The sequence below is a fragment of the Mycobacterium sp. genome, assembly GCF_035506235.1.
Lineage (GTDB): Bacteria > Actinomycetota > Actinomycetes > Mycobacteriales > Mycobacteriaceae > Mycobacterium.
On record NZ_DATJPU010000275.1, the window covers coordinates 1 to 18,365 of the forward strand.

General features: G+C 69.6%; 21 protein-coding genes and 3 pseudogenes. 17 read left to right on the forward strand and 7 right to left on the reverse strand.

Features of this window, described 5'->3' with window-relative positions; translation table 11 throughout:
• The 4 genes from VMD50_RS26145 to VMD50_RS26160 all read left to right on the forward strand — a co-directional run.
• A partial coding sequence (locus VMD50_RS26145) for an SHOCT domain-containing protein (RefSeq protein WP_325432273.1) occupies nt 1-134 on the forward strand: 134 nt, incomplete at its 5' end.
• A 50-nt stretch (nt 135-184) separates the two neighbouring features.
• Entirely contained in the window at nt 185-1,003 is an 819-nt protein-coding gene (locus VMD50_RS26150) for a mycofactocin-coupled SDR family oxidoreductase (protein WP_325432234.1), read from the forward strand.
• A gap of 24 nt (nt 1,004-1,027) precedes the next feature.
• Nucleotides 1,028-2,209, forward strand: a complete 1,182-nt coding sequence (locus VMD50_RS26155; RefSeq protein WP_325432236.1) for an NAD(P)/FAD-dependent oxidoreductase — start codon at nt 1,028-1,030, stop codon at nt 2,207-2,209.
• Nucleotides 2,210-2,216: 7 nt separating this feature from the next.
• On the forward strand, nt 2,217-3,188 hold the full coding sequence (locus tag VMD50_RS26160) for a D-2-hydroxyacid dehydrogenase family protein (protein WP_325432238.1): 972 nt from the start codon (nt 2,217-2,219) through the stop codon (nt 3,186-3,188).
• Here the strand turns inward: VMD50_RS26160 and VMD50_RS26165 are convergent.
• The 4 genes and pseudogenes from VMD50_RS26165 to mftR form a co-directional block, all read right to left on the reverse strand.
• A pseudogene (locus tag VMD50_RS26165) lies at nt 3,185-3,409 on the reverse strand (VOC family protein); the annotation flags it as partial. The gene VMD50_RS26160 and the pseudogene VMD50_RS26165 overlap by 4 nt on opposite strands.
• Nucleotides 3,400-3,504 (reverse strand): annotated as a pseudogene (locus VMD50_RS26170) (RNA polymerase subunit sigma-24); the annotation flags it as partial. The pseudogenes VMD50_RS26170 and VMD50_RS26165, both read right to left, overlap by 10 nt.
• 47 nt (nt 3,505-3,551) lie before the next feature.
• Nucleotides 3,552-4,604, reverse strand: a complete 1,053-nt coding sequence (locus tag VMD50_RS26175; RefSeq protein WP_325432240.1) for a DUF2332 domain-containing protein — start codon at nt 4,602-4,604, stop codon at nt 3,552-3,554.
• A complete protein-coding gene (mftR, locus tag VMD50_RS26180; RefSeq protein WP_325432242.1) occupies nt 4,601-5,197 on the reverse strand; it encodes a mycofactocin system transcriptional regulator in 597 nt (198 codons plus the stop codon). Before mftR ends, VMD50_RS26175 begins: the two co-directional genes overlap by 4 nt.
• 86 nt (nt 5,198-5,283) lie before the next feature.
• Between mftR and mftA the strand changes: the two genes are divergently transcribed.
• From mftA to mftG, 7 genes are all read left to right on the forward strand, one after another.
• Nucleotides 5,284-5,373, forward strand: a complete 90-nt coding sequence (gene mftA / locus VMD50_RS26185; protein ID WP_066907308.1) for a mycofactocin precursor MftA — start codon at nt 5,284-5,286, stop codon at nt 5,371-5,373.
• A complete protein-coding gene (gene mftB, locus VMD50_RS26190; protein ID WP_325432246.1) occupies nt 5,358-5,648 on the forward strand; it encodes a mycofactocin biosynthesis chaperone MftB in 291 nt (96 codons plus the stop codon). The genes mftA and mftB overlap by 16 nt, the downstream gene beginning before the upstream one ends.
• Complete coding sequence (gene mftC / locus VMD50_RS26195) at nt 5,649-6,824, forward strand: mycofactocin radical SAM maturase (RefSeq protein ID WP_325432248.1); 1,176 nt, start codon at nt 5,649-5,651, stop codon at nt 6,822-6,824. It begins immediately after the preceding gene.
• 2 nt (nt 6,825-6,826) lie between these two features.
• Nucleotides 6,827-8,008 (forward strand): pre-mycofactocin synthase MftD, encoded by a 1,182-nt coding sequence (mftD, locus tag VMD50_RS26200; RefSeq protein WP_325432250.1) that lies wholly within the window; start codon nt 6,827-6,829, stop codon nt 8,006-8,008.
• 179 nt (nt 8,009-8,187) lie between these two features.
• The gene (gene mftE / locus VMD50_RS26205; protein WP_325432252.1) at nt 8,188-8,919 is read left to right on the forward strand and encodes a mycofactocin biosynthesis peptidyl-dipeptidase MftE; all 732 of its coding nucleotides are present in this window, start codon (nt 8,188-8,190) and stop codon (nt 8,917-8,919) included.
• Nucleotides 8,916-10,328 (forward strand): mycofactocin biosynthesis glycosyltransferase MftF, encoded by a 1,413-nt coding sequence (gene mftF / locus VMD50_RS26210; protein WP_325432254.1) that lies wholly within the window; start codon nt 8,916-8,918, stop codon nt 10,326-10,328. Before mftE ends, mftF begins: the two co-directional genes overlap by 4 nt.
• Before the next feature lie 16 nt (nt 10,329-10,344).
• Nucleotides 10,345-11,766 carry a mycofactocin dehydrogenase MftG gene (gene mftG / locus VMD50_RS26215; RefSeq protein ID WP_325432256.1) on the forward strand — a complete coding sequence of 474 codons (1,422 nt, stop codon included), beginning with the start codon at nt 10,345-10,347 and terminating at the stop codon, nt 11,764-11,766.
• A 72-nt stretch (nt 11,767-11,838) separates the two neighbouring features.
• Here mftG and VMD50_RS26220 read toward each other — a convergent pair whose 3' ends face one another.
• Nucleotides 11,839-12,705 carry a PE family protein gene (locus VMD50_RS26220; RefSeq protein WP_325432258.1) on the reverse strand — a complete coding sequence of 289 codons (867 nt, stop codon included), beginning with the start codon at nt 12,703-12,705 and terminating at the stop codon, nt 11,839-11,841.
• A gap of 144 nt (nt 12,706-12,849) precedes the next feature.
• Nucleotides 12,850-14,364, reverse strand: a complete 1,515-nt coding sequence (locus tag VMD50_RS26225; RefSeq protein WP_325432260.1) for an MFS transporter — start codon at nt 14,362-14,364, stop codon at nt 12,850-12,852.
• Between the two features lie 239 nt (nt 14,365-14,603).
• On the opposite strand from VMD50_RS26225, the gene VMD50_RS26230 reads away from it, so the two are divergent.
• The gene (locus VMD50_RS26230; protein ID WP_325432262.1) at nt 14,604-15,215 is read left to right on the forward strand and encodes a TetR/AcrR family transcriptional regulator; all 612 of its coding nucleotides are present in this window, start codon (nt 14,604-14,606) and stop codon (nt 15,213-15,215) included.
• A gap of 60 nt (nt 15,216-15,275) precedes the next feature.
• Here the strand turns inward: VMD50_RS26230 and VMD50_RS29940 are convergent.
• Nucleotides 15,276-15,530: pseudogene (locus VMD50_RS29940) on the reverse strand (hypothetical protein); the annotation flags it as partial.
• Between the two features lie 51 nt (nt 15,531-15,581).
• Here VMD50_RS29940 and rpsJ point away from each other — a divergent pair.
• The 5 genes from rpsJ to rplB all read left to right on the forward strand — a co-directional run.
• Nucleotides 15,582-15,887, forward strand: coding sequence for a 30S ribosomal protein S10 (gene rpsJ / locus VMD50_RS26235; protein ID WP_003873519.1), 306 nt, complete (start codon nt 15,582-15,584; stop codon nt 15,885-15,887).
• Between the two features lie 13 nt (nt 15,888-15,900).
• Nucleotides 15,901-16,554 carry a 50S ribosomal protein L3 gene (rplC, locus tag VMD50_RS26240; RefSeq protein WP_325432265.1) on the forward strand — a complete coding sequence of 218 codons (654 nt, stop codon included), beginning with the start codon at nt 15,901-15,903 and terminating at the stop codon, nt 16,552-16,554.
• Nucleotides 16,554-17,207: a 50S ribosomal protein L4 gene (gene rplD / locus VMD50_RS26245; RefSeq protein WP_325432267.1), complete on the forward strand. Its 654-nt coding sequence runs from the start codon at nt 16,554-16,556 to the stop codon at nt 17,205-17,207. Before rplC ends, rplD begins: the two co-directional genes overlap by 1 nt.
• Nucleotides 17,207-17,509, forward strand: coding sequence for a 50S ribosomal protein L23 (gene rplW / locus VMD50_RS26250; RefSeq protein ID WP_325432269.1), 303 nt, complete (start codon nt 17,207-17,209; stop codon nt 17,507-17,509). Before rplD ends, rplW begins: the two co-directional genes overlap by 1 nt.
• A 29-nt stretch (nt 17,510-17,538) precedes the next feature.
• On the forward strand, nt 17,539-18,365 hold an 827-nt coding region (gene rplB / locus VMD50_RS26255; protein WP_325432271.1), incomplete at its 3' end, for a 50S ribosomal protein L2.

Sequence of the window (18,365 nt, forward strand, 5' to 3'; positions counted from 1 at the left end):
CGGCACCGGTCGCGACGCCGCCGCAACCGTCGATCGCCCAGCGGCTTCAGGAGCTGGAGACGCTGCGCGCCAGCGGCGTGCTGAGCGACCAGGAGTACAGCAGCCGGCGGGCCCAGATCATCTCCGAAATCTGAACCCGCGGGTTAGTTAGAACACGTTCCAGTTCCGCTGCTAGCCTTGCTGCGTGGCCGGAGCACTGCAGGGACGGGTGGCATTCATTACCGGCGCGGCCCGGGCGCAGGGGCGGTCGCACGCGGTGCGGCTTGCGCGCGAGGGCGCCGACATCATCGCGCTCGACATCTGCGCGCGGGCGTCCGACACCCTGAGCTACCCGCCGGCCACCCCCGAGGACCTCAACGAGACCGTCCGGCTGGTCGAGGCCGAGGGCCGCAAGGTGCTGGCCCGCGAGGTCGACATCCGCGACGACGCCGCGCTGCGGCAACTGGTGGCCGACGGCGTCGAACAATTCGGCCGGCTCGACGTCCTGGTGGCCAACGCGGGTGTGCTGGGCTGGGGCCGGGTTTGGGAGCTCACCGACGAGCAGTGGGACACCGTGATCGGGATCAACCTGACCGGCACGTGGCGCACCCTGCGCGCCGCGATCCCCGCGATGATCGAGGCCGGCAACGGCGGGTCGATCGTCGTCGTCAGCTCGTCGGCGGGCCTGAAAGCGACGCCGGGCAACGGTCATTACGCGGCCAGCAAGTTCGGGCTCACCGCGCTGACCAACACGCTGGCGATCGAGCTCGGCGAATACGACATCCGGGTCAACTCCATCCACCCCTACTCGGTCGACACCCCGATGATCGAACCCGAGGCGATGATGGACATCTTTGCCAAACATCCCCGGTACGTGCACAGCTTCCCGCCAATGCCTATGCAGTACAAGGGTTTCATGACGGCCGACGAGGTTTCCGACGTCGTCGTCTGGTTGGCTGGCGACGGCTCGGGCGCACTATCGGGCACCCAGATTCCGGTGGACAAGGGCGCCTTGAAGTACTGATTCGCGATCGTGTATGAACACCACGTGACCGAAAATGGCATCGTGATCGTGGGCGGCGGGCTCGCCGGGGCCCGGACCGCGGAGCAACTGCGCCGGTCCGAATACACCGGCCGCATCACGATCGTCAGCGACGAGGTGCACCTGCCGTACGACCGCCCGCCGCTGTCCAAGGAGGTGCTGCGCAAAGAGGTCGACGACGTGGCCCTCAAGCCGCGCGAGTGGTACGACGAGAAGGACATCACCCTGCGACTCGGTGCGGCGGCCAGCGGTCTCGACACCGCCGGGCGAACGATCACGCTGGCCGACGGAACCGTGCTCGGCTACGACGAGCTCGTCATCGCGACCGGCCTGGTGCCGCGGCGCATTCCGGCGTTCGGAGACCTGGAGGGCGTCCGGGTGCTGCGCTCATTCGACGAGAGCATGGCGTTGCGCGAGCACGCGTCCGCGGCGCAGCGCGCCGTCGTCGTCGGCGCCGGTTTCATCGGCTGCGAGGTGGCGGCCAGCATGCGCAGCCTCGGGGTGGACGTGGTCCTGGTCGAGCCGCAGCCGACGCCGCTGGCCGCGGTGCTCGGCGAGCAGATCGGCGGGCTGGTGGCGCGGCTGCACCGCGACGAAGGTGTCGACATGCGGCTGGGCGTCAGCGTTGCCGAGGTGCGCGGCCGGGGCCACGTCGACACGGTGGTGCTGACCGACGGCACCGAACTGGCCGCCGACCTGGTGGTGGTAGGCATCGGATCGCGCCCGGCGACCCAGTGGCTGGAGGGCAGCGGCATCGAAGTCGACAGTGTCGATGGCGGCATCATCTGCGACGAAGCCGGCCGCACCAGCGCGCCGCACGTGTGGGCGCTGGGTGACGTCGCATCCTGGCGCCATGCGACGGGACACCAAGTGCGCGTGGAACATTGGAGCAACGTCGCCGATCAGGCCCGCGTGGTGGTGCCGGCGATGCTCGGGCAGGACGTGCCCACCAACGCGGTCGTGCCCTATTTCTGGAGCGACCAATACGACGTCAAGATCCAGTGCCTGGGCGAGCCGGAGGCCACCGATACCGTCCACCTCGTGGAGGACGACGGGCGCAAGTTCCTGGCCTATTACGAGCGCGACGGGGTGCTGGTCGGCGTGGTCGGCGGCGGGATGCCGGGCAAGGTCATGAAGGTCCGCGCCAAGATCGCCGCCGCCACCCCCATCGCCGAGGTGCTGGGCTGACCTCGTCATGCCCAAGGTGGCGATACTCGACGACTATGCGGGCGTGGCCCTCGACCTCGCCGACTGGTCGCCGGTGCACACGCGTTCCGAGGTAACCGTTTTCGGCCGGCACCTGTCCGAGGCGGAAGCGGTGCAGGCGCTGCGGCCCTTCGACGTGATCTGCACAATGCGCGAGCGGATGGCGCTGCCGCGTACGCTCATCGAGCGGCTGCCGAACCTCAAGTTGATCACCATCGTCGGCAGGAGCCTGCCGAACCTGGACATGGCGGCGGCCAGCGAGCGCGGCGTGCTGGTCGCCCACTCGGACTTCGCCAGTCCGCGATTCAGGTCTGTCCGCGACGCCACCCCGGAACTGGCCTGGGGGTTGATGCTCGCGACGGTGCGCAACCTGGCCGAAGAGCATCGGAGCATGCGCGCCGGGGGATGGCAGACCACCACCGGTATGACGTTGTCCGGCAAGACGATCGGGCTGCTCGGCCTGGGCCGGACCGGCAAGCGCATGGCCGGATACGCGAATGCGTTTGGCATGCAGGCCATTGCGTGGAGCCAGAACCTCACCGAGGAGGCCGCGGCGGCGGCCGGCGCCCGCCGGGTCGAGAAGGCGGCGCTGTTCTCGCAATCCGACGTGGTCTCCATCCACCTGGTGCTCGCCGAGCGCACCCGGGGTCTGGTCGGCCGTTCGGAACTGGCCCTGATGAAGCCGCACGCGTACCTGATCAACACCTCCCGCGGCCCGATCGTGGACGAGGCCGCGCTGATCGACGCGCTGCGGAGCGGGCGCATCGCCGGGGCCGGGCTGGACGTCTACGACGCCGAACCGCTCCCGCCCGGCCATCCGTTGCGCGCGTTGGCGAACGTGACGCTGTCCCCCCACCTGGGGTACGTCACGCGGGAAATGCTCAGCGCCTTCTACGAAGACACCATCGAGGCCGTGGTCGCGTGGCTGGACGGGGCGCCGATTCGGATCGCCAACCCCTAGAACTCGCCGAGATAGAAGCGGCCGCACTGATCGTCGGCGCATTCGGCGGTCACCCCGTACGGCTGCCGGGCCGGCCCGGACAGCACCGTGCCCCCGGCTTCGCGGACGCGGGCGACGGCCGCGACGATGTCGGTCACGGTCCACATCGGCACCGTCGTCGGGTCGGCGCTGCCCCCGGCGGCACCGGCCATCGGATGGGTTCCCACCACCTGCCAGCCGTCACCACGAAATACCCGTACACCGCGGGCAAGGCCTCGTCGTACAGCGCGAGCAGCGCGCGTCGAGCGTCGGATTGGTGCTCCGCTTCGGCGCTCACACCCCTATCGTCGCCGCGGCGGGCCGAACTCCGACGGGGTCGCAGAATTAGTGCCAATTCACCGGCGGGCCGTGCGGATGGCATTCGCCGAGGATCGCCAGTTTGCCACCCGGCCAGCGGCGGGCCCGCACCAAGAACCTGATCGGCCCGCCGGGCCCGTCACGCGCGGGCTCGAGGGTGAGGTGGGCGAACAATGTGCCGGCGCCGGCCCGCGCCCCCAGCGCCTCGACGCCGTCGCGGACCGCGGCGCGTTCGTCGTCGGACAGGTACTGCCAGGTGATCGAGTGCCACAGCACGGTCAGCGCGCCGTCGGCGAGGCTCATGCGGGCCACCGCGTCGGCCGCCGTGCGGCGCTCGAGCCCCGCCGGAACGTTCCGGGCGACCGCGATGGCGCCGCGCAGCCGGTCCAACCGGGCGTCCTGGTCGGGCCAGACGTAGCTCAGCACGGTCATCTCCCCGTCGGCGCCGGTGACGTCGATGGGTGCGATGTCGAAGCCGTTGCGCTCGACGATCGAGACGGTGCCGCCGGGCGGCAGGGCGCCGTGCCACGCGTCGTGGATGGTCACCGGCGAGCCGGCCGGTCCCCACCGGCCGCCGTCGTACCGATAGTGGTAGTGGTCGGCCCGCATGTTCAGCCCCGCGCTCGAGCCGATCTCGAAAAGCCTTACCGGCAAGCCATATTCGCGGTTCAGCCGCAGCAGCCCACCGATCAGCGCGGCGGAGCGGCCCACCTCGTTGGTCTGCGGCGGTTGGTGCAGCGCCGCGCGCAGGAAGTCGGCATGGCGGTCGGTGGTTTTCAGAATCTCGGGCCAGGCCTCGTGCGCGTCCCACGCGCCGCCGGTGCTGGGATACCAGCGCCGCAACTCCTGCGCCCGGCCGTCGAGCACCAACCGGTGCAGCCCGCCGAGCAGCCGAAGCGGCACCGCGAGGCGCGAGGGGTCGTCCTCGTGACCGGACAGGATCGCCGCGAAGACGCCGCGCGCCTCGACGTCGCCGGCCACCAGCTCGAAGAGCTCCCCGTACATCGGGGAGCCGGAGCCCGCGCAGAACCGCCCCTGCGATCGCAGCATGTGCAGCAGGTGGTCGGTGCCGGCGTTCATCGGCCCAGACTTTCCAGCCCGGCGCCGACGACGTCGAACGCGTTGCCGAGCGCGACGGGCAGCGGGACGGACTCGTCGCTCAGCCAGTGCTCGTAGGCGCTCAGCGCCACCCCGAGCATCGTCCAGGCGACGGTCTGCGGCAGCGGGTCGGTTGTCTTGACGCCCAACCGGTGGGCCACGAAGCCAGCCATCACCTCGCGCCAGCCGGCGTACATCGTCATCGAATAGGCCTGCAGTTCGGCGGTTTCCAGGATGATCCGCATGCGTTGGCGGTGCCGGACGGTCTCGCATTCGTCAAAGGTGTTGAACGCCAACAGCGCCGCACGCAGCGCCTCGCCCAAATGGACTTGCGGGTCGACCGTGTCGAGCAGCTCCTGCAGGTGCTCGAGGTGGGCGCCGAAATCCCCCCACAGGATGGCGTTCTTGGACGCGTAATAGCGAAAGAGCGTGCGGCGGGCGATGCCGGCCGCCTGCGCGACGTCGTCGACGCTCACCTCGGCGAACCCTCGTGCGGCGAACAGCTCGAGGGCGACGTCGGTGATGTGCCCGGGTGTCGTCGAGCGGCGCCGGCCCACCCGCGACTGCGGCGTCATCAGACCCGCCCTTCCATTGCGGCACTCGATGCCATATTGTGGCCAGAACGATCTGTCGTTGTCGAGCCCTACTGGAGGAAATCTACATGGATCACGAAACCGAGACCGCGACCGAACTCGTCACCGAGACCCTGGTGGAAGAGGTGTCGATCGACGGGATGTGCGGGGTCTACTGACCCGCGTGTTCGACCCCGATCGCGGCTGGCGTTTGCATCCGCAAGTGGCGGTTCGTCCCGAGCCGTTCGGCGCGCTGCTCTACCACTTCGGCACCCGCAAGCTGTCCTTCCTGAAGAACCGCACCATCCTCACGGTGGTCCGGTCGCTGGCCGACCATCCCGACGTCCGCTCCGCCTGCCGGGCGGCGGGCGTGGACGACCCCGGGCACGGGCCCTACCTGCACGCGCTGGGCGTGTTGGCCGATTCCAAGATGTTGATACCCCAGGAGGGGTGAATGACGGCTGCAACTTCTCCCGTACCGCGGCTGATCGAGCAGTTCGAGCGCGGGCTGGACGCGCCCATCTGCCTGACGTGGGAGCTGACGTACGCATGCAATCTGGCTTGCGTGCACTGCCTTTCGTCGTCGGGCAAACGCGATCCGCGGGAGCTGTCTACCCGCCAGTGCATGGACATCATCGACGAGCTGGAAAGCATGCAGGTGTTCTACGTCAACATCGGCGGCGGGGAACCCACGGTGCGCCCGGACTTTTGGGAGCTGGTCGACTACGCGACCGCGCACCACGTCGGCGTGAAATTCTCGACCAACGGCGTCCGGATCACCCCGGGGGTCGCCGCGCGGTTGGCCGCCAGCGACTACGTCGACGTCCAGATCTCGCTCGACGGCGCCACCGCCGTGGTCAACGACGCCGTCCGCGGCGCCGGCTCGTTCGCGATGGCGGTGCGCGCGCTGGAGAATCTGGCCGCCGCGGGCTTTCGCGATGCGAAGATCTCCGTCGTCGTGACCCGGCACAACGTGGACCAGCTCGACGAATTCGCCGCGCTGGCAAGCCGTTACGGTGCCACGCTGCGGATCACCCGGCTCCGCCCGTCGGGTAGGGGAGCCGACGTGTGGGAAGACCTGCACCCCACCGCCGCCCAGCAGGTTCAGCTCTACGCCTGGCTGGTCGCCAACGGGGAGCGGGTGCTCACCGGCGACTCCTTCTTTCACCTGGCGCCGCTCGGCTCCTCCGGCGCCCTGGCCGGCCTGAACATGTGCGGGGCCGGCCGGGTGGTGTGCCTGATCGACCCCGTGGGCGACGTGTACGCCTGCCCGTTTGCCATCCACGACCGGTTCCTGGCGGGAAACGTCCTGTCCGACGGGGGATTTGGCACGGTCTGGAAGGAGGCGCCGCTGTTTCGTGAGCTGCGCGAACCGCAGTCGGCGGGCGCCTGCGGCAGCTGCGGGCACTACGACGCCTGCCGGGGCGGCTGCATGGCGGCCAAGTTCTTCACCGGGCTGCCGATGGACGGGCCGGACCCCGAGTGCGTCCAGGGCCACGGCGCGCCGGCGCTGGCCCGCGAGCGCCACAAGCCGCGGCCGCGCGCCGACCACTCCCGGAAGACGACCGGGCCGATACCCCTGACACTGTCGCGGCCACCGGCGCGGCTCTGCAACGAAAGCCCCCTGTGACCATGGCCGACCAATGGTTCGAAACGGTGGCCATCGCCCAGCAGCGCGCGAAGCGGCGGCTACCGAAATCGGTTTATTCGGCGCTGGTCGCGGGCAGTGAAAAGGGAATCACCGTCTCGAACAACGTCGAGGCGTTCAGTGAACTCGGATTTGCGCCCCACGTCGTCGGCGCGCCGCAAAAGCGCGACCAATCGACCACCGTGATGGGACAAGATATCTCGATGCCGGTGCTGATCTCCCCCACCGGCGTCCAGGCGGTCGATCCGGACGGCGAGGTCGCCGTCGCGCGGGCGGCGGCGGCGCGGGGAACGGCGATGGGGCTGTCCTCCTTCGCCAGCAAGCCGATCGAGGAGGTCATCGCCGCAAACCCCAAGGTGTTCTTCCAGGTCTACTGGCTGGGCGGCCGCGACGCGATCGCCGAGCGGGTGGAGCGCGCGCGCCGGGCCGGAGCGGTCGGATTGATCGTCACCACCGACTGGTCGTTCTCCCACGGGCGTGACTGGGGTAGCCCGAAGATTCCCGAGGAGATGAACCTGCGGACCATCCTGCGGCAGTCCCCGGAGGCGGTCTTCAAGCCCCGCTGGTTGTGGAAGTACGGCAAGACGCTGCGCCCGCCGGACCTGCGGGTGCCCAACCAGGGCCGCCGCGGCGAGCCCGGCCCGGCGTTCTTCGCCGCGTACGGGGAGTGGATGGGCACTCCGCCGCCGACCTGGGAGGACATCGCCTGGCTGCGCGAGATGTGGGGCGGACCCTTCATGCTCAAGGGCGTGATGCGCGTCGATGACGCCAAAAGGGCTGTGGACGCTGGTGTTTCGGCGATCTCGGTATCGAACCACGGTGGGAACAACCTGGACGGCACGCCGGCGTCGATCCGCGCCCTGCCCGCGGTGGCCGCGGCGGTCGGCGACCAGATCGAGGTGCTGCTCGACGGCGGCATCCGCCGCGGCGGCGACGTCGTCAAGGCGGTGGCCCTGGGCGCGCGCGGTGTGATGATCGGCCGCGCGTACCTGTGGGGCCTGGCCGCGGCCGGGCAGGCGGGGGTGGAAAACGTCCTCGACATCTTGCGCGGCGGCATCGACTCGGCGCTTATGGGCCTCGGGCACTCGTCGGTCCACGACCTCAGCCCGGACGACATCCTGGTGCCGGCGGGCTTCGCCCTGGCGCTCGGAGTGCCTCGCCCATAGCCGGGCCATTTTGGGCAAAATTGCCAGGATTTGATCCAGATTTGATCTGATCTCAATCATCGACCCGAAAATTGTGGTGTTCGCGAGGTAACCGTGACGCACGAGCCATCGATTTCGGCCGCTCGGTGAACTACCCAGAAAAAAAATTTTTTGGAGGGTCAACAATTGGTGCACGCCAGGTGAATTCGTCCTACCATCAGCCAGTGCCCGCACTCGGCGAATTAGCAACGGCGACGTCAAGCCAGCTATTAAGCACCTCGCCGCCAATAATGGTCCCGCTGGGGTCGACCGAACAACATGGTCCGCACCTGCCGTTGGACACCGACACCCGCATCGCGGCCGCGGTCGCCCGTGGGGCCCGGGCGCGGCTGGAGCAAGGCTGGCTGGTGGCGCCGGCCATCGCCTACGGCGCCAGCGGCGAGCACCAGGACTTCGCCGGCACCATCTCCATCGGCACCGAAGCCCTGACGTCGCTCCTGGTGGAGTACGGCAGGTCAGCCGCCCGCTGGGCCCCGCGCCTGGTCTTTGTCAACGGCCACGGCGGCAACATCGGCGCGTTGAACGGGGCGGTCGCGCGGCTGCGCGGCGAAGGCCGGGACGTCGGTTGGTGCCCGTGCGTCGCCGCGGGCGGGGACGCCCACGCCGGCCATACCGAAACATCCGTGTTGCTCCATGTCTCGCCGGCCGAGGTGCTGACCGACCGGTGGCTCGCCGGCAACCCGGCGCCATTGCCCGACTTGCTCCCCTCGTTGCGTCGCGGGGGAGTCGCGGCGGTCAGCCCGGTCGGGGTGCTGGGGGACCCGACGACCGCGACCGCCGCCGAGGGCAAGCGCATCTTCGCGGAGATGGTCGACGAGTGTGTCCGTCGAGTCGCCCGGTGGTCACCCGGGCCCGACGGGATGCTGACATGACCGCCACCCGGTTGCCGGACGGATTCGCCGTCCAGGTCGATCGCCGCGTGCGGGTGCTCGGCGACGGTTCGGCGCTGCTGGGCGGCTCACCGACGCGACTGCTGAAGTTGGCTCCGGCCGCCCAGAGCATGCTGTCCGACGGCCGGCTGAAGGTCCGCGACGACGTCAGCGCGCAGTTGGCCCGCACCCTGCTGGACGCCACGGTGGCCCACCCCCGGCCCGCGGGCGGCCCGTCGCACCGCGACGTGACCGTGGTAATCCCGGTGCGCGACAACGTTTCCGGCGTGCGGCGCTTGGTGAGCTCACTGCGTGGACTGCGCGTCGTGGTGGTCGACGACGGCTCGTTCCCGCCGATCGAGCCCGAAGACTTCATCGGCGCGCACTGCGATGTCGAGGTGTTGCGCCACTCCTACAGCAAGGGCCCGGCTGCGGCGCGCAACACCGGGCTCGCCGCCTGCACCACAGACTTCGTCGCGTTCCTGGACTCCGACGTGACGCCGCGCCGGGGTTGGCTGGAAGCCTTGCTCGGTCACTTCTGCGATCCCACCGTCGCCCTGGTCGCGCCGCGCATCGTCGGTTTGTCGCACAGCGAGAACGTGGTGGCGCGCTACGAGGCGCTGCACTCGTCGCTGGACCTGGGGGAGCGCGAGGCCCCGGTGCTACCCCACAGCACGGTGTCCTACGTCCCCAGCGCGGCCATCATCTGTCGCCGCTCGGCCATCCGCGACGTCCGCGGGTTCGACGAGACCCTGCAGGCCGGCGAGGACGTCGACCTGTGCTGGCGGCTCATCGAAGCGGGCGCCCGCCTGCGCTACGAGCCAATCGCGCAGGTAGCGCACGATCACCGCGCCGAATTGCGGGACTGGATTGCGCGCAAGGCGTTCTATGGCGGCTCGGCCGCCCCGCTGTCGGTGCGCCACCCGGACAAGACGGCGCCGGTGGTGATCTCCGGCTGGGCGTTGATGGCCTGGACTCTGGTGGCGCTGGGGACCAGCCTCGGCCAGCTCGCGTCGATCGTCGTCGCGCTGGTGACGGGCCGGCGCATCGCCCGGGCCATGCGCAGCGTCGAGACCTCGCTGTGGGACGTTGTCACGATCGCGACCCGCGGCCTGTGGGCGGCGGCGCTGCAACTGGCGTCGGCGGTCTGCCGGCACTACTGGCCGGTGGCGTTGCTCGCGGCCGTCCTGTCGCGGCACTGCCGACGGGTCGTGCTGGTGGCCGCCGTGATGGACGGCGTGGTGGACTGGCTCCGCCGCCGCGATGCCACCGGCGACGAGGCCGAAACGATCGGGCTGCTGACCTACCTGCTGCTCAAGCGCGTGGACGACCTGGCCTACGGCCTCGGGCTGTGGTGGGGGGTGGCGCGCGAACGCAACGTTCGGGCGCTCAAGCCGCAGATCCGCACATAGTGGCCTTGAAATCGCCTTGACCGCGGCCGTCCCGCGCAGCGACGTGCTGATCGTCGGCGCCGGCAGCGCTGGATCGGTTGTCGCCGAACGGCTTTCCGGCGATCCCGGCCGCACCGTGACCGTCCTCGAGGCGGGCCCCGGGCTCGCCGATCCGGACTTGCTGGCTTTGACCGCCAACGGGTTGCAACTGCCGATCGGGGTCGGCAGCCCGGTGGCCCGGCGTTACCTGACCCAGCTCACCGATCGGCACGCTCTCAAACTCCCGATCGTGCGCGGTGCGACGGTCGGCGGCTCGGGCGCCGTCAACGGGGGCTACTTCTGCCGGGCGCTGCCGAGCGACTTCGACCGCGTCCCGCTGCCCGGGTGGGCCTGGTCCGAGGTGCTCGAGCACTTCCGGGCCATCGAGACGGACCTCGATTTCGGCGGTCCCGCCCACGGCAGGACCGGCCCGATCGCGGTGCGACGGACGCGCGAAATGACCGGCGCCACAGAAACTTTCATCGCCGCTGCGGAGCGCACCGGGTTTCCCTGGATCGACGATCTCAACGATTCTGGGCCGGAACTGATTTCGGGGCTGGGCGCGGTCCCGCTGAACATCGTCGATGGTGTACGCACCGGTTCCGGCGCCGCGTATCTGCTGCCGGCGCTCGGCCGGCCCAACCTGTCGTTGCTGGAGCGGACCCGGGCGGTGCGACTGCGTTTCTCCGGCGCCACCGCGGTCGGCGTCGACGCGATCGGCCCGCACGGCCCATTGGAGCTCGCCGCCGACCGGATACTATTGTGCGCCGGCGCAATTCAGTCCGCGCACCTGCTGATGCTCTCCGGCATCGGCGACGAAGCCATGCTGCGGGCCGCCGGCGTCCCGGTGGTGGCGCCGCTGCCGGTGGGCACGTCGTGCAGCGACCACCCGGAATGGGTGTTGCCGACGAATTGGACCGTGGCCCCGGGACGGCCCGTGCTGGAGGTGGTGCTCAGCACCGCCGACGGGCTCGAGATCAGGCCGTACACCGGCGGATTCGTCGCGATGACCGGCGACGGCACCGCGGGGCATCCCGACTGGCCCCACATCGGGGTGGCGCTGATGCGTCCGCGGGCGCGCGGACGTATCACGCTGGTCTCGCCGGATCCGGCCGTGCCGCCGTGGATCGAGCACCGCTACGACAGCGAACCCGACGACGTCGCGGCGCTGCGCGAGGGCAGCGAACTCGCCCGCGAATTGGCCGGTGCGGCAGCATCCGTCGGGCCGCCCGTGTGGTCGACATCTCAACATCTTTGCGGCACTGCGCCGATGGGCGCCGTCGTTGACCCGCGCTGCCGGGTGCTGGGCATCCAAAACCTTTGGGTGATCGACGGTTCCGTCCTGCCCGCGATCACCAGCCGCGGCCCGCACGCGACCATCGTGATGCTCGGGCACCGGGCGTCGGAGTTCGTTGACTGAGTTGAGCGTGTGGCGCAGCGGCCATCAATCAGGGATATCCCACGATTCCGGCTGCCGCGTGCGCTCGGTGAATCAGGCTGAGTAGGGCTGCGTCTCGATCGGCGCGCCCGCCGCCACCGGTTGCTCTTCGTGGGATCCGGCCGCTGCCGGGGAGTAGGCCGGCGTGGCCGGAGAATAGTTCGGAGTTGCTGCGGGCGCCGCATTGAGCGGCGTCGTGATCGGCATCGCCTGCGCCGCGGTGGCCGGGGAGAATGCCGGTGTTTCCGCCTCGACGGCCGCGACCGGAGCGGCCGGCACCGGTGCCGCCGCCGGGGAGAGCCCGGGGGTCAGGGGTGAAGCCGCGGGCACCGCGGCGGCCGGCATACCGGCCGGGGCCAGGGGCGCCGGGGCCGTCGGCGCGAAGGCCGGCGCCGCCGCCAAGGGTGTGCCGATCGGAGCCATGGCGACCGGCGCGGCCGGAGCCGGCGCGACCGCCGCCGCGGGGGCCGCGTGGGCCGCCGGCGCCGCACCACCCGCCAGGGCCGCCATCGACGCCGGCACCGAAGCCGCCGCCGAACCCGCCGAAGCCGCGCTGCCCATCAGCGGTTGCGCGGTCGACAGCGCCTGGCTGGGGGAATTGCCGCTCACCATGCCCTCGACGGTTTGCAGGGGACTGGCGTTGGCGGCCTCGGTGAGGGCGTATTGCTCGGCGCCGGAACTCATCAGCTGCACGAACTGGGTGTGGAACGCCTGCGCCGCGGCGCTGAGCGCCTGATAGACCTGGGCGTGCGCGTCGAACAGGCTGGCGATGCTCGCCGACACCTCGTCGGCGCCCGCGGGCAGCACGCTCGACACCGGGCCCAGCGCGGCTGAATTGGCGTCGCCGACCATGGATCCGATGTTCGCCAAATCCATTGCGGCGGCCGCCACATACGCCGGCGCTGCGATCAGATAGGACATTCCGCTCCCCCGGGTAGCCTCGACGGCGTCCGCCTCCCCCGTAACGGACTCCGCTCTTTGCGGATGCTAGCGCCCTTCTCGGAGTGGCCGAGGCGTTTTCAGGTGAACTTTCGGGGGACGCGGCCAATCCGGATCCACTGCGGCTCAGCGCGACGAATCGACGCCGGCGCGCGAGAACCCCCTGGCGGAGACGATTCGGCGCACCAGGCTTAGCTGCCGCCCGTCGGGCCCGGGAGCCCACAGCCCGATCAGGACCGCGGCGACCGCGACGATCACGGCCAGCGCGGTCGTCGAGGCGTGCATCGAGGTCACGAAGGCCGTTTTGCTCAACTCGGCCAACGGCCGCCCCTGCGGCCCGAGCTTGTTGGCCACTTCGACGGCTTTGGCCAGGGAATCGGTCGCCGGTCCACGGACCGGCGCGGGGAATTGCGCCAGCTTTCCTGCGACCTCCTGCGAATAGTGCCCGGCCAGGATCGAACCGGCGACGGCGATGCCCAACGCCCCGCCCGTCTCGCGGGAGGCGTCGTTCACCGCCGAGGCCACGCCCTGCTTCTCGTCCGGGACCGCGCCCATGATGGCCGACGTCGTTGGGGCGGTACAGAATCCGATGCCGGTGGACAGGATCAGGGTCGGCCACGCCAATTCCAGGTAGGACGTGTGCAGGTCCAGCACGCGCATGCTGACGAAGCCCACCGCCATCAAAGCCGTTCCCACGAAGATCACCAGCCGCAGACCGAGCTTGGGCACGTACCAGAACGACAACGCCGAGCAGATGGCCAGCGGCACCATGAACGGCGTGAACGCGACCGCCGTCATCAGCGGCGAATAGCCCAGGATCTGCTGCACATACTGCATGCCCAGATAGAAGAAGCCGAACGTCGCGCCGAACAACACGACGATCGATGCGACCCCGGTGGCGAAGCTGGGGTCGGTGAACAGTCGCATGTCGAGGAGCGGTTGCCGCCGCCGGAGTTCGACGACACCGAACACCGCGGCGATCATGGCACCCGCGACCAGCCCGCCCCAGACCAGGGGATCGCTCCATCCGCGATTGGGCGCCTCCAGGATCGCCGCGACCCCGATTGCCAGCGCCGCCCCGATCAGCAGCGCGCCCGGCTTGTCGATCCGGGGGGCGGTGCTGTCGCGCGACGACGCCACCGTGCACGCCAGCGCGAAGATCGCCAAACCGGCGGCGCCCAACGACCAGAAGATCGCGTGCCAGTCCCAAAACTCAAGCAGCAGGCCGGATCCGAGCATGCCGAGAACCGCGCCGGACCCGGCCGTGCCGGCCCAGATCCCGACGGCCTTGACGCGGTCTTCTTTCGGATAGGCCACCGTGAGCAGCGACAGCGTCGCGGGCATCACGAACGCGGCGCCCACGCCGGCCACGGCCCGTCCCGCGATGATCTGCAGCGGCGTGTGCAGCATCGCCGGCGCGACCGAGCCGAGCGCGAAGATCACCAGACCGGCCAGCAGCGCACCCCGCCTGCCGTACCGGTCGCCGATCGCCCCGGCGGGCAACAACAGGCACGCCAGGGCCACCGTGTACCCGTCGACGATCCAGTTCAGCTGCGACTGCGTCGCCGAGGTGGCCACCGCGAGGTCGCCCAACGCGGTGTTCAGTGCCGTCATCGACGCGACGACCAGCCCGACACCCATGCAGGCGACGGCCAGTGTCCAGATTCGGGCGCGTCGGTTTCCGCCGATGCCCGTCGCGTCAGTACGCTGATCAGGCCGTACCAGCGCTTCGACCATAAAAAGCGCCTCCTAACGGGGGCGTAGAAGTTTTGAGACCAATAGTCTTGTAAAGTAGCCGATAATCCCGGCCCCAAACGGAGAGGTGGGTCACAATCACCGGCGGAAGTACCGATCCCCGGCCGGCGCGGTCCCGGGCCCGCTTGCTCGAAGCCGCTGCCGCGCTTCTGCGTTCCGGGGGTCCCAGCGCGGTGACGGTCGATGCGGTCACCCGTAGCGCCAATGTAGCGAGGGCGACCCTGTATCGCCACTTCCCGAGCGGAAATGATTTGCTGGCGGCGGCCTTCAAGAGCCTGATACCGCCATCGCCGACGCCACCGGCCGCGGGCTCACTGCGGGATCGGCTCGTCGCGGTGGTGCTGGCCCAGGCCGAAGCCGTCGCGCAGGCGCCGGCCCTGCTGACGGCCATGTCGTGGCTGGCCCTGGGGCCCGACCTGGAAGGGTTGCCAGAACCGCGTGACGCCCGCGCCGCCGACAGCTGTTCGATCACCTCGTTGCGGGAACGCATCGCCCAGCAGTACGCCGCGCCGTTCGACGCGGTGTTCGACAGCCCCGAGGCCGCCGGCGAACTGGGCGAGGTCGACCGTTCGCGGGCGATCGCCCTGCTGATCGGCCCGCTGGTGCTGGGACGCCTGTCCACCCTCCCCGACTTCGACTACCGCGAGTGCGCGCGCGCGGCCGTCGACGGTTTCCTGCACGTTCAGCGCGCACAGCACCGGGCCAGCGCGGCGAGTATCGAATCGGCAGGTGCTTGAGGCGGCAACGTCAGCCCCGAAATAACGTCAGCCCCGAAATTTTGTCCGAGCCGCGATCTAGGGCATACTGTTCGGGTTGCCTTTCGCCAGGTTCTGCGCCTGGCCGGGCATACGACCAGCGCCCAAACGGGCGCGTCCGGTCTCATCCTCGGAACGCGACTAATTTCGGCCGCGAAAGAGGCTGCGTAAGGGTGACACACCCGACCGCGGGGGCCGGTGGACCACGACAGGTAAACAGCGGCGCAGTATCCGGCGCGACGCTCGACCGGCCCAGGATTGGGCGGCCGATTGGCGCGCCGGGGGGCACTGAGACATGGATGTAAGCCCGGATACCGGGCTTCAAGAGGAGTGAGGGTAGGAGAAAGCGTGGCGGGACAGAAGATCCGCATCAGGCTTAAGGCCTACGACCATGAGGCTATTGACGCATCGGCGCGCAAGATCGTCGAGACCGTCGTCCGCACGGGTGCCAGCGTCGTAGGTCCGGTGCCGCTGCCGACCGAGAAGAACGTGTATTGCGTCATCCGCTCTCCGCACAAGTACAAGGACTCGCGGGAGCACTTCGAGATGCGCACCCACAAGCGGCTGATCGACATCCTCGACCCGACGCCGAAGACCGTCGACGCGCTCATGCGCATCGACCTTCCGGCCAGTGTCGACGTCAACATCCAGTAGGAGCTTCAGGACCATGGCAAGAAGAGGCATTCTGGGCACCAAGCTGGGCATGACGCAGGTATTCGATGAAAACAACCGCGTCGTGCCCGTGACGGTGGTCAAGGCCGGGCCGAACGTGGTGACCCGCATCCGGACCCCGGAGCGCGACGGCTACAGCGCCGTGCAGCTGGCGTACGGCGAGATCAGCCCGCGCAAGGTCAACAAGCCGGTGACCGGCCAGTACGCCGCCGCGGGCGTCAACCCGCGCCGCTACCTGGCCGAGCTGCGTCTGGACAACCCGGACGCCTCCTCCGAATACGAGGTCGGCCAGGAGTTGACGGCCGAGATCTTCGCCGACGGCACCTATGTCGACGTGACCGGCACCTCCAAGGGCAAAGGCTTCGCAGGAACCATGAAGCGGCACGGCTTCCGCGGTCAGGGCGCCAGCCACGGTGCCCAGGCGGTGCACCGCCGGCCGGGTTCCATCGGCGGTTGCGCCACCCCGGCGCGGGTGTTCAAGGGCACCCGGATGGCCGGCCGGATGGGCAACGACCGGGTGACCGTGCAGAACCTGTTGGTGCACAAGGTCGATACCGAGAACGGCGTGCTGCTCATCAAAGGTGCGGTCCCCGGCCGCACCGGTGGGCTCGTGATGGTCCGCAGCGCGATCAAACGAGGTGAGAAGTAATGGCACTCAAGATCGAGGTCAAGACGCCCGACGGCAAGGTCGACGGCTCCATCGAGCTGCCGGCCGAGTTGTTCGACGTCGAAGCCAATATCGCGCTGATGCACCAGGTGGTCACCGCCCAGCGGGCGGCCGCCCGCCAGGGCACGCACTCGACCAAGACGCGCGGCGAGGTCAGCGGCGGCGGCCGCAAGCCCTGGCGGCAGAAGGGCACCGGCCGTGCGCGGCAGGGTTCGACGCGGGCCCCGCAATGGACCGGTGGCGGCGTCGTGCACGGCCCCAAGCCGCGCGACTACAGCCAGCGCACGCCCAAGAAGATGATCGCCGCGGCGTTGCGTGGGGCGCTGTCCGACCGGGCGCGCAACGGGCGCATCCACGCCATCACCGAGTTGGTCGCGGGCCAGGCCCCGTCCACCAAGAGCGCCAAGGCGTTTCTGGGCACGCTGACCGATCGCAGGCAGGTGCTGCTCGTCATCGGCCGCACCGACGAGACCGGTGCCAAAAGCGTGCGCAACCTGCCGGGTGTGCACGTCCTGGCGCCCGACCAGCTCAACACCTATGACGTGCTGCGCTCCGACGACGTGGTGTTCAGCGTCGAGGCGCTCAACGCCTACATCGCGGCCAACACCAGTTCTGCCGAGGAGGTTTCGGCCTGATGGCGACCATCGCTGACCCCCGCGACATCATCCTGGCGCCGGTCATCTCCGAGAAGTCCTACGGGCTCCTCGATGACAACGTCTACACGTTCGTGGTGCACCCCGACTCGAACAAGACGCAGATCAAAATCGCGGTCGAGAAGATCTTTTCCGTCAAGGTCGCGTCGGTCAACACCGCGAATCGACAGGGCAAGCGCAAGCGCACCCGGACCGGATACGGCAAGCGCAAGAGCATCAAGCGCGCCATCGTCACCCTGGCGCCGGGCAGCAAGCCGATCGACCTCTTCGGCGCACCGAGCTAGCCGAGCGCGACAGAAAGACCTGATGAGACATGGCAATTCGTAAGTACAAGCCGACGACCCCGGGTCGCCGCGGCGCCAGCGTGTCCGATTTCGCCGAGATCACCCGTTCGGAGCCGGAGAAGTCGCTGGTGCGCCCGCTGCACGGTCGCGGCGGGCGCAACGCGCACGGCCGGATCACCACCCGCCACCAGGGAGGCGGGCACAAGCGCGCCTACCGGGTGATCGACTTCCGCCGCAACGACAAGGACGGCGTCAACGCCAAGGTCGCGCACATCGAGTACGACCCGAACCGCACGGCCAACATCGCGTTGCTGCACTTCCTCGACGGCGAGAAGCGCTACATCGTTGCCCCACTTGGACTCTCGCAGGGCGACGTGGTGGAGTCGGGCGCCAACGCCGACATCAAGCCGGGCAACAACCTGCCGCTGCGCAACATCCCGGCCGGCACCCTGGTGCACGCCGTGGAGCTGAGGCCCGGCGGCGGCGCCAAGCTCGCGCGCTCGGCGGGGTCGAGCATCCAGTTGCTCGGCAAGGAGGGCAGCTACGCGTCGCTGCGCATGCCCAGCGGCGAAATCCGCCGCGTCGACGTGCGCTGCCGCGCCACCGTCGGCGAGGTCGGCAATGCCGAGCAGGCCAACATCAACTGGGGCAAGGCCGGACGTATGCGGTGGAAGGGCAAGCGCCCCACCGTCCGTGGTGTCGTGATGAACCCGGTCGACCACCCGCATGGCGGCGGCGAGGGCAAGACCTCCGGTGGCCGTCACCCGGTGAGCCCGTGGGGCAAGCCCGAGGGCCGGACCCGCAAGCCCAACAAGTCGAGCGACAAGCTCATCGTCCGACGCCGGCGCACCGGCAA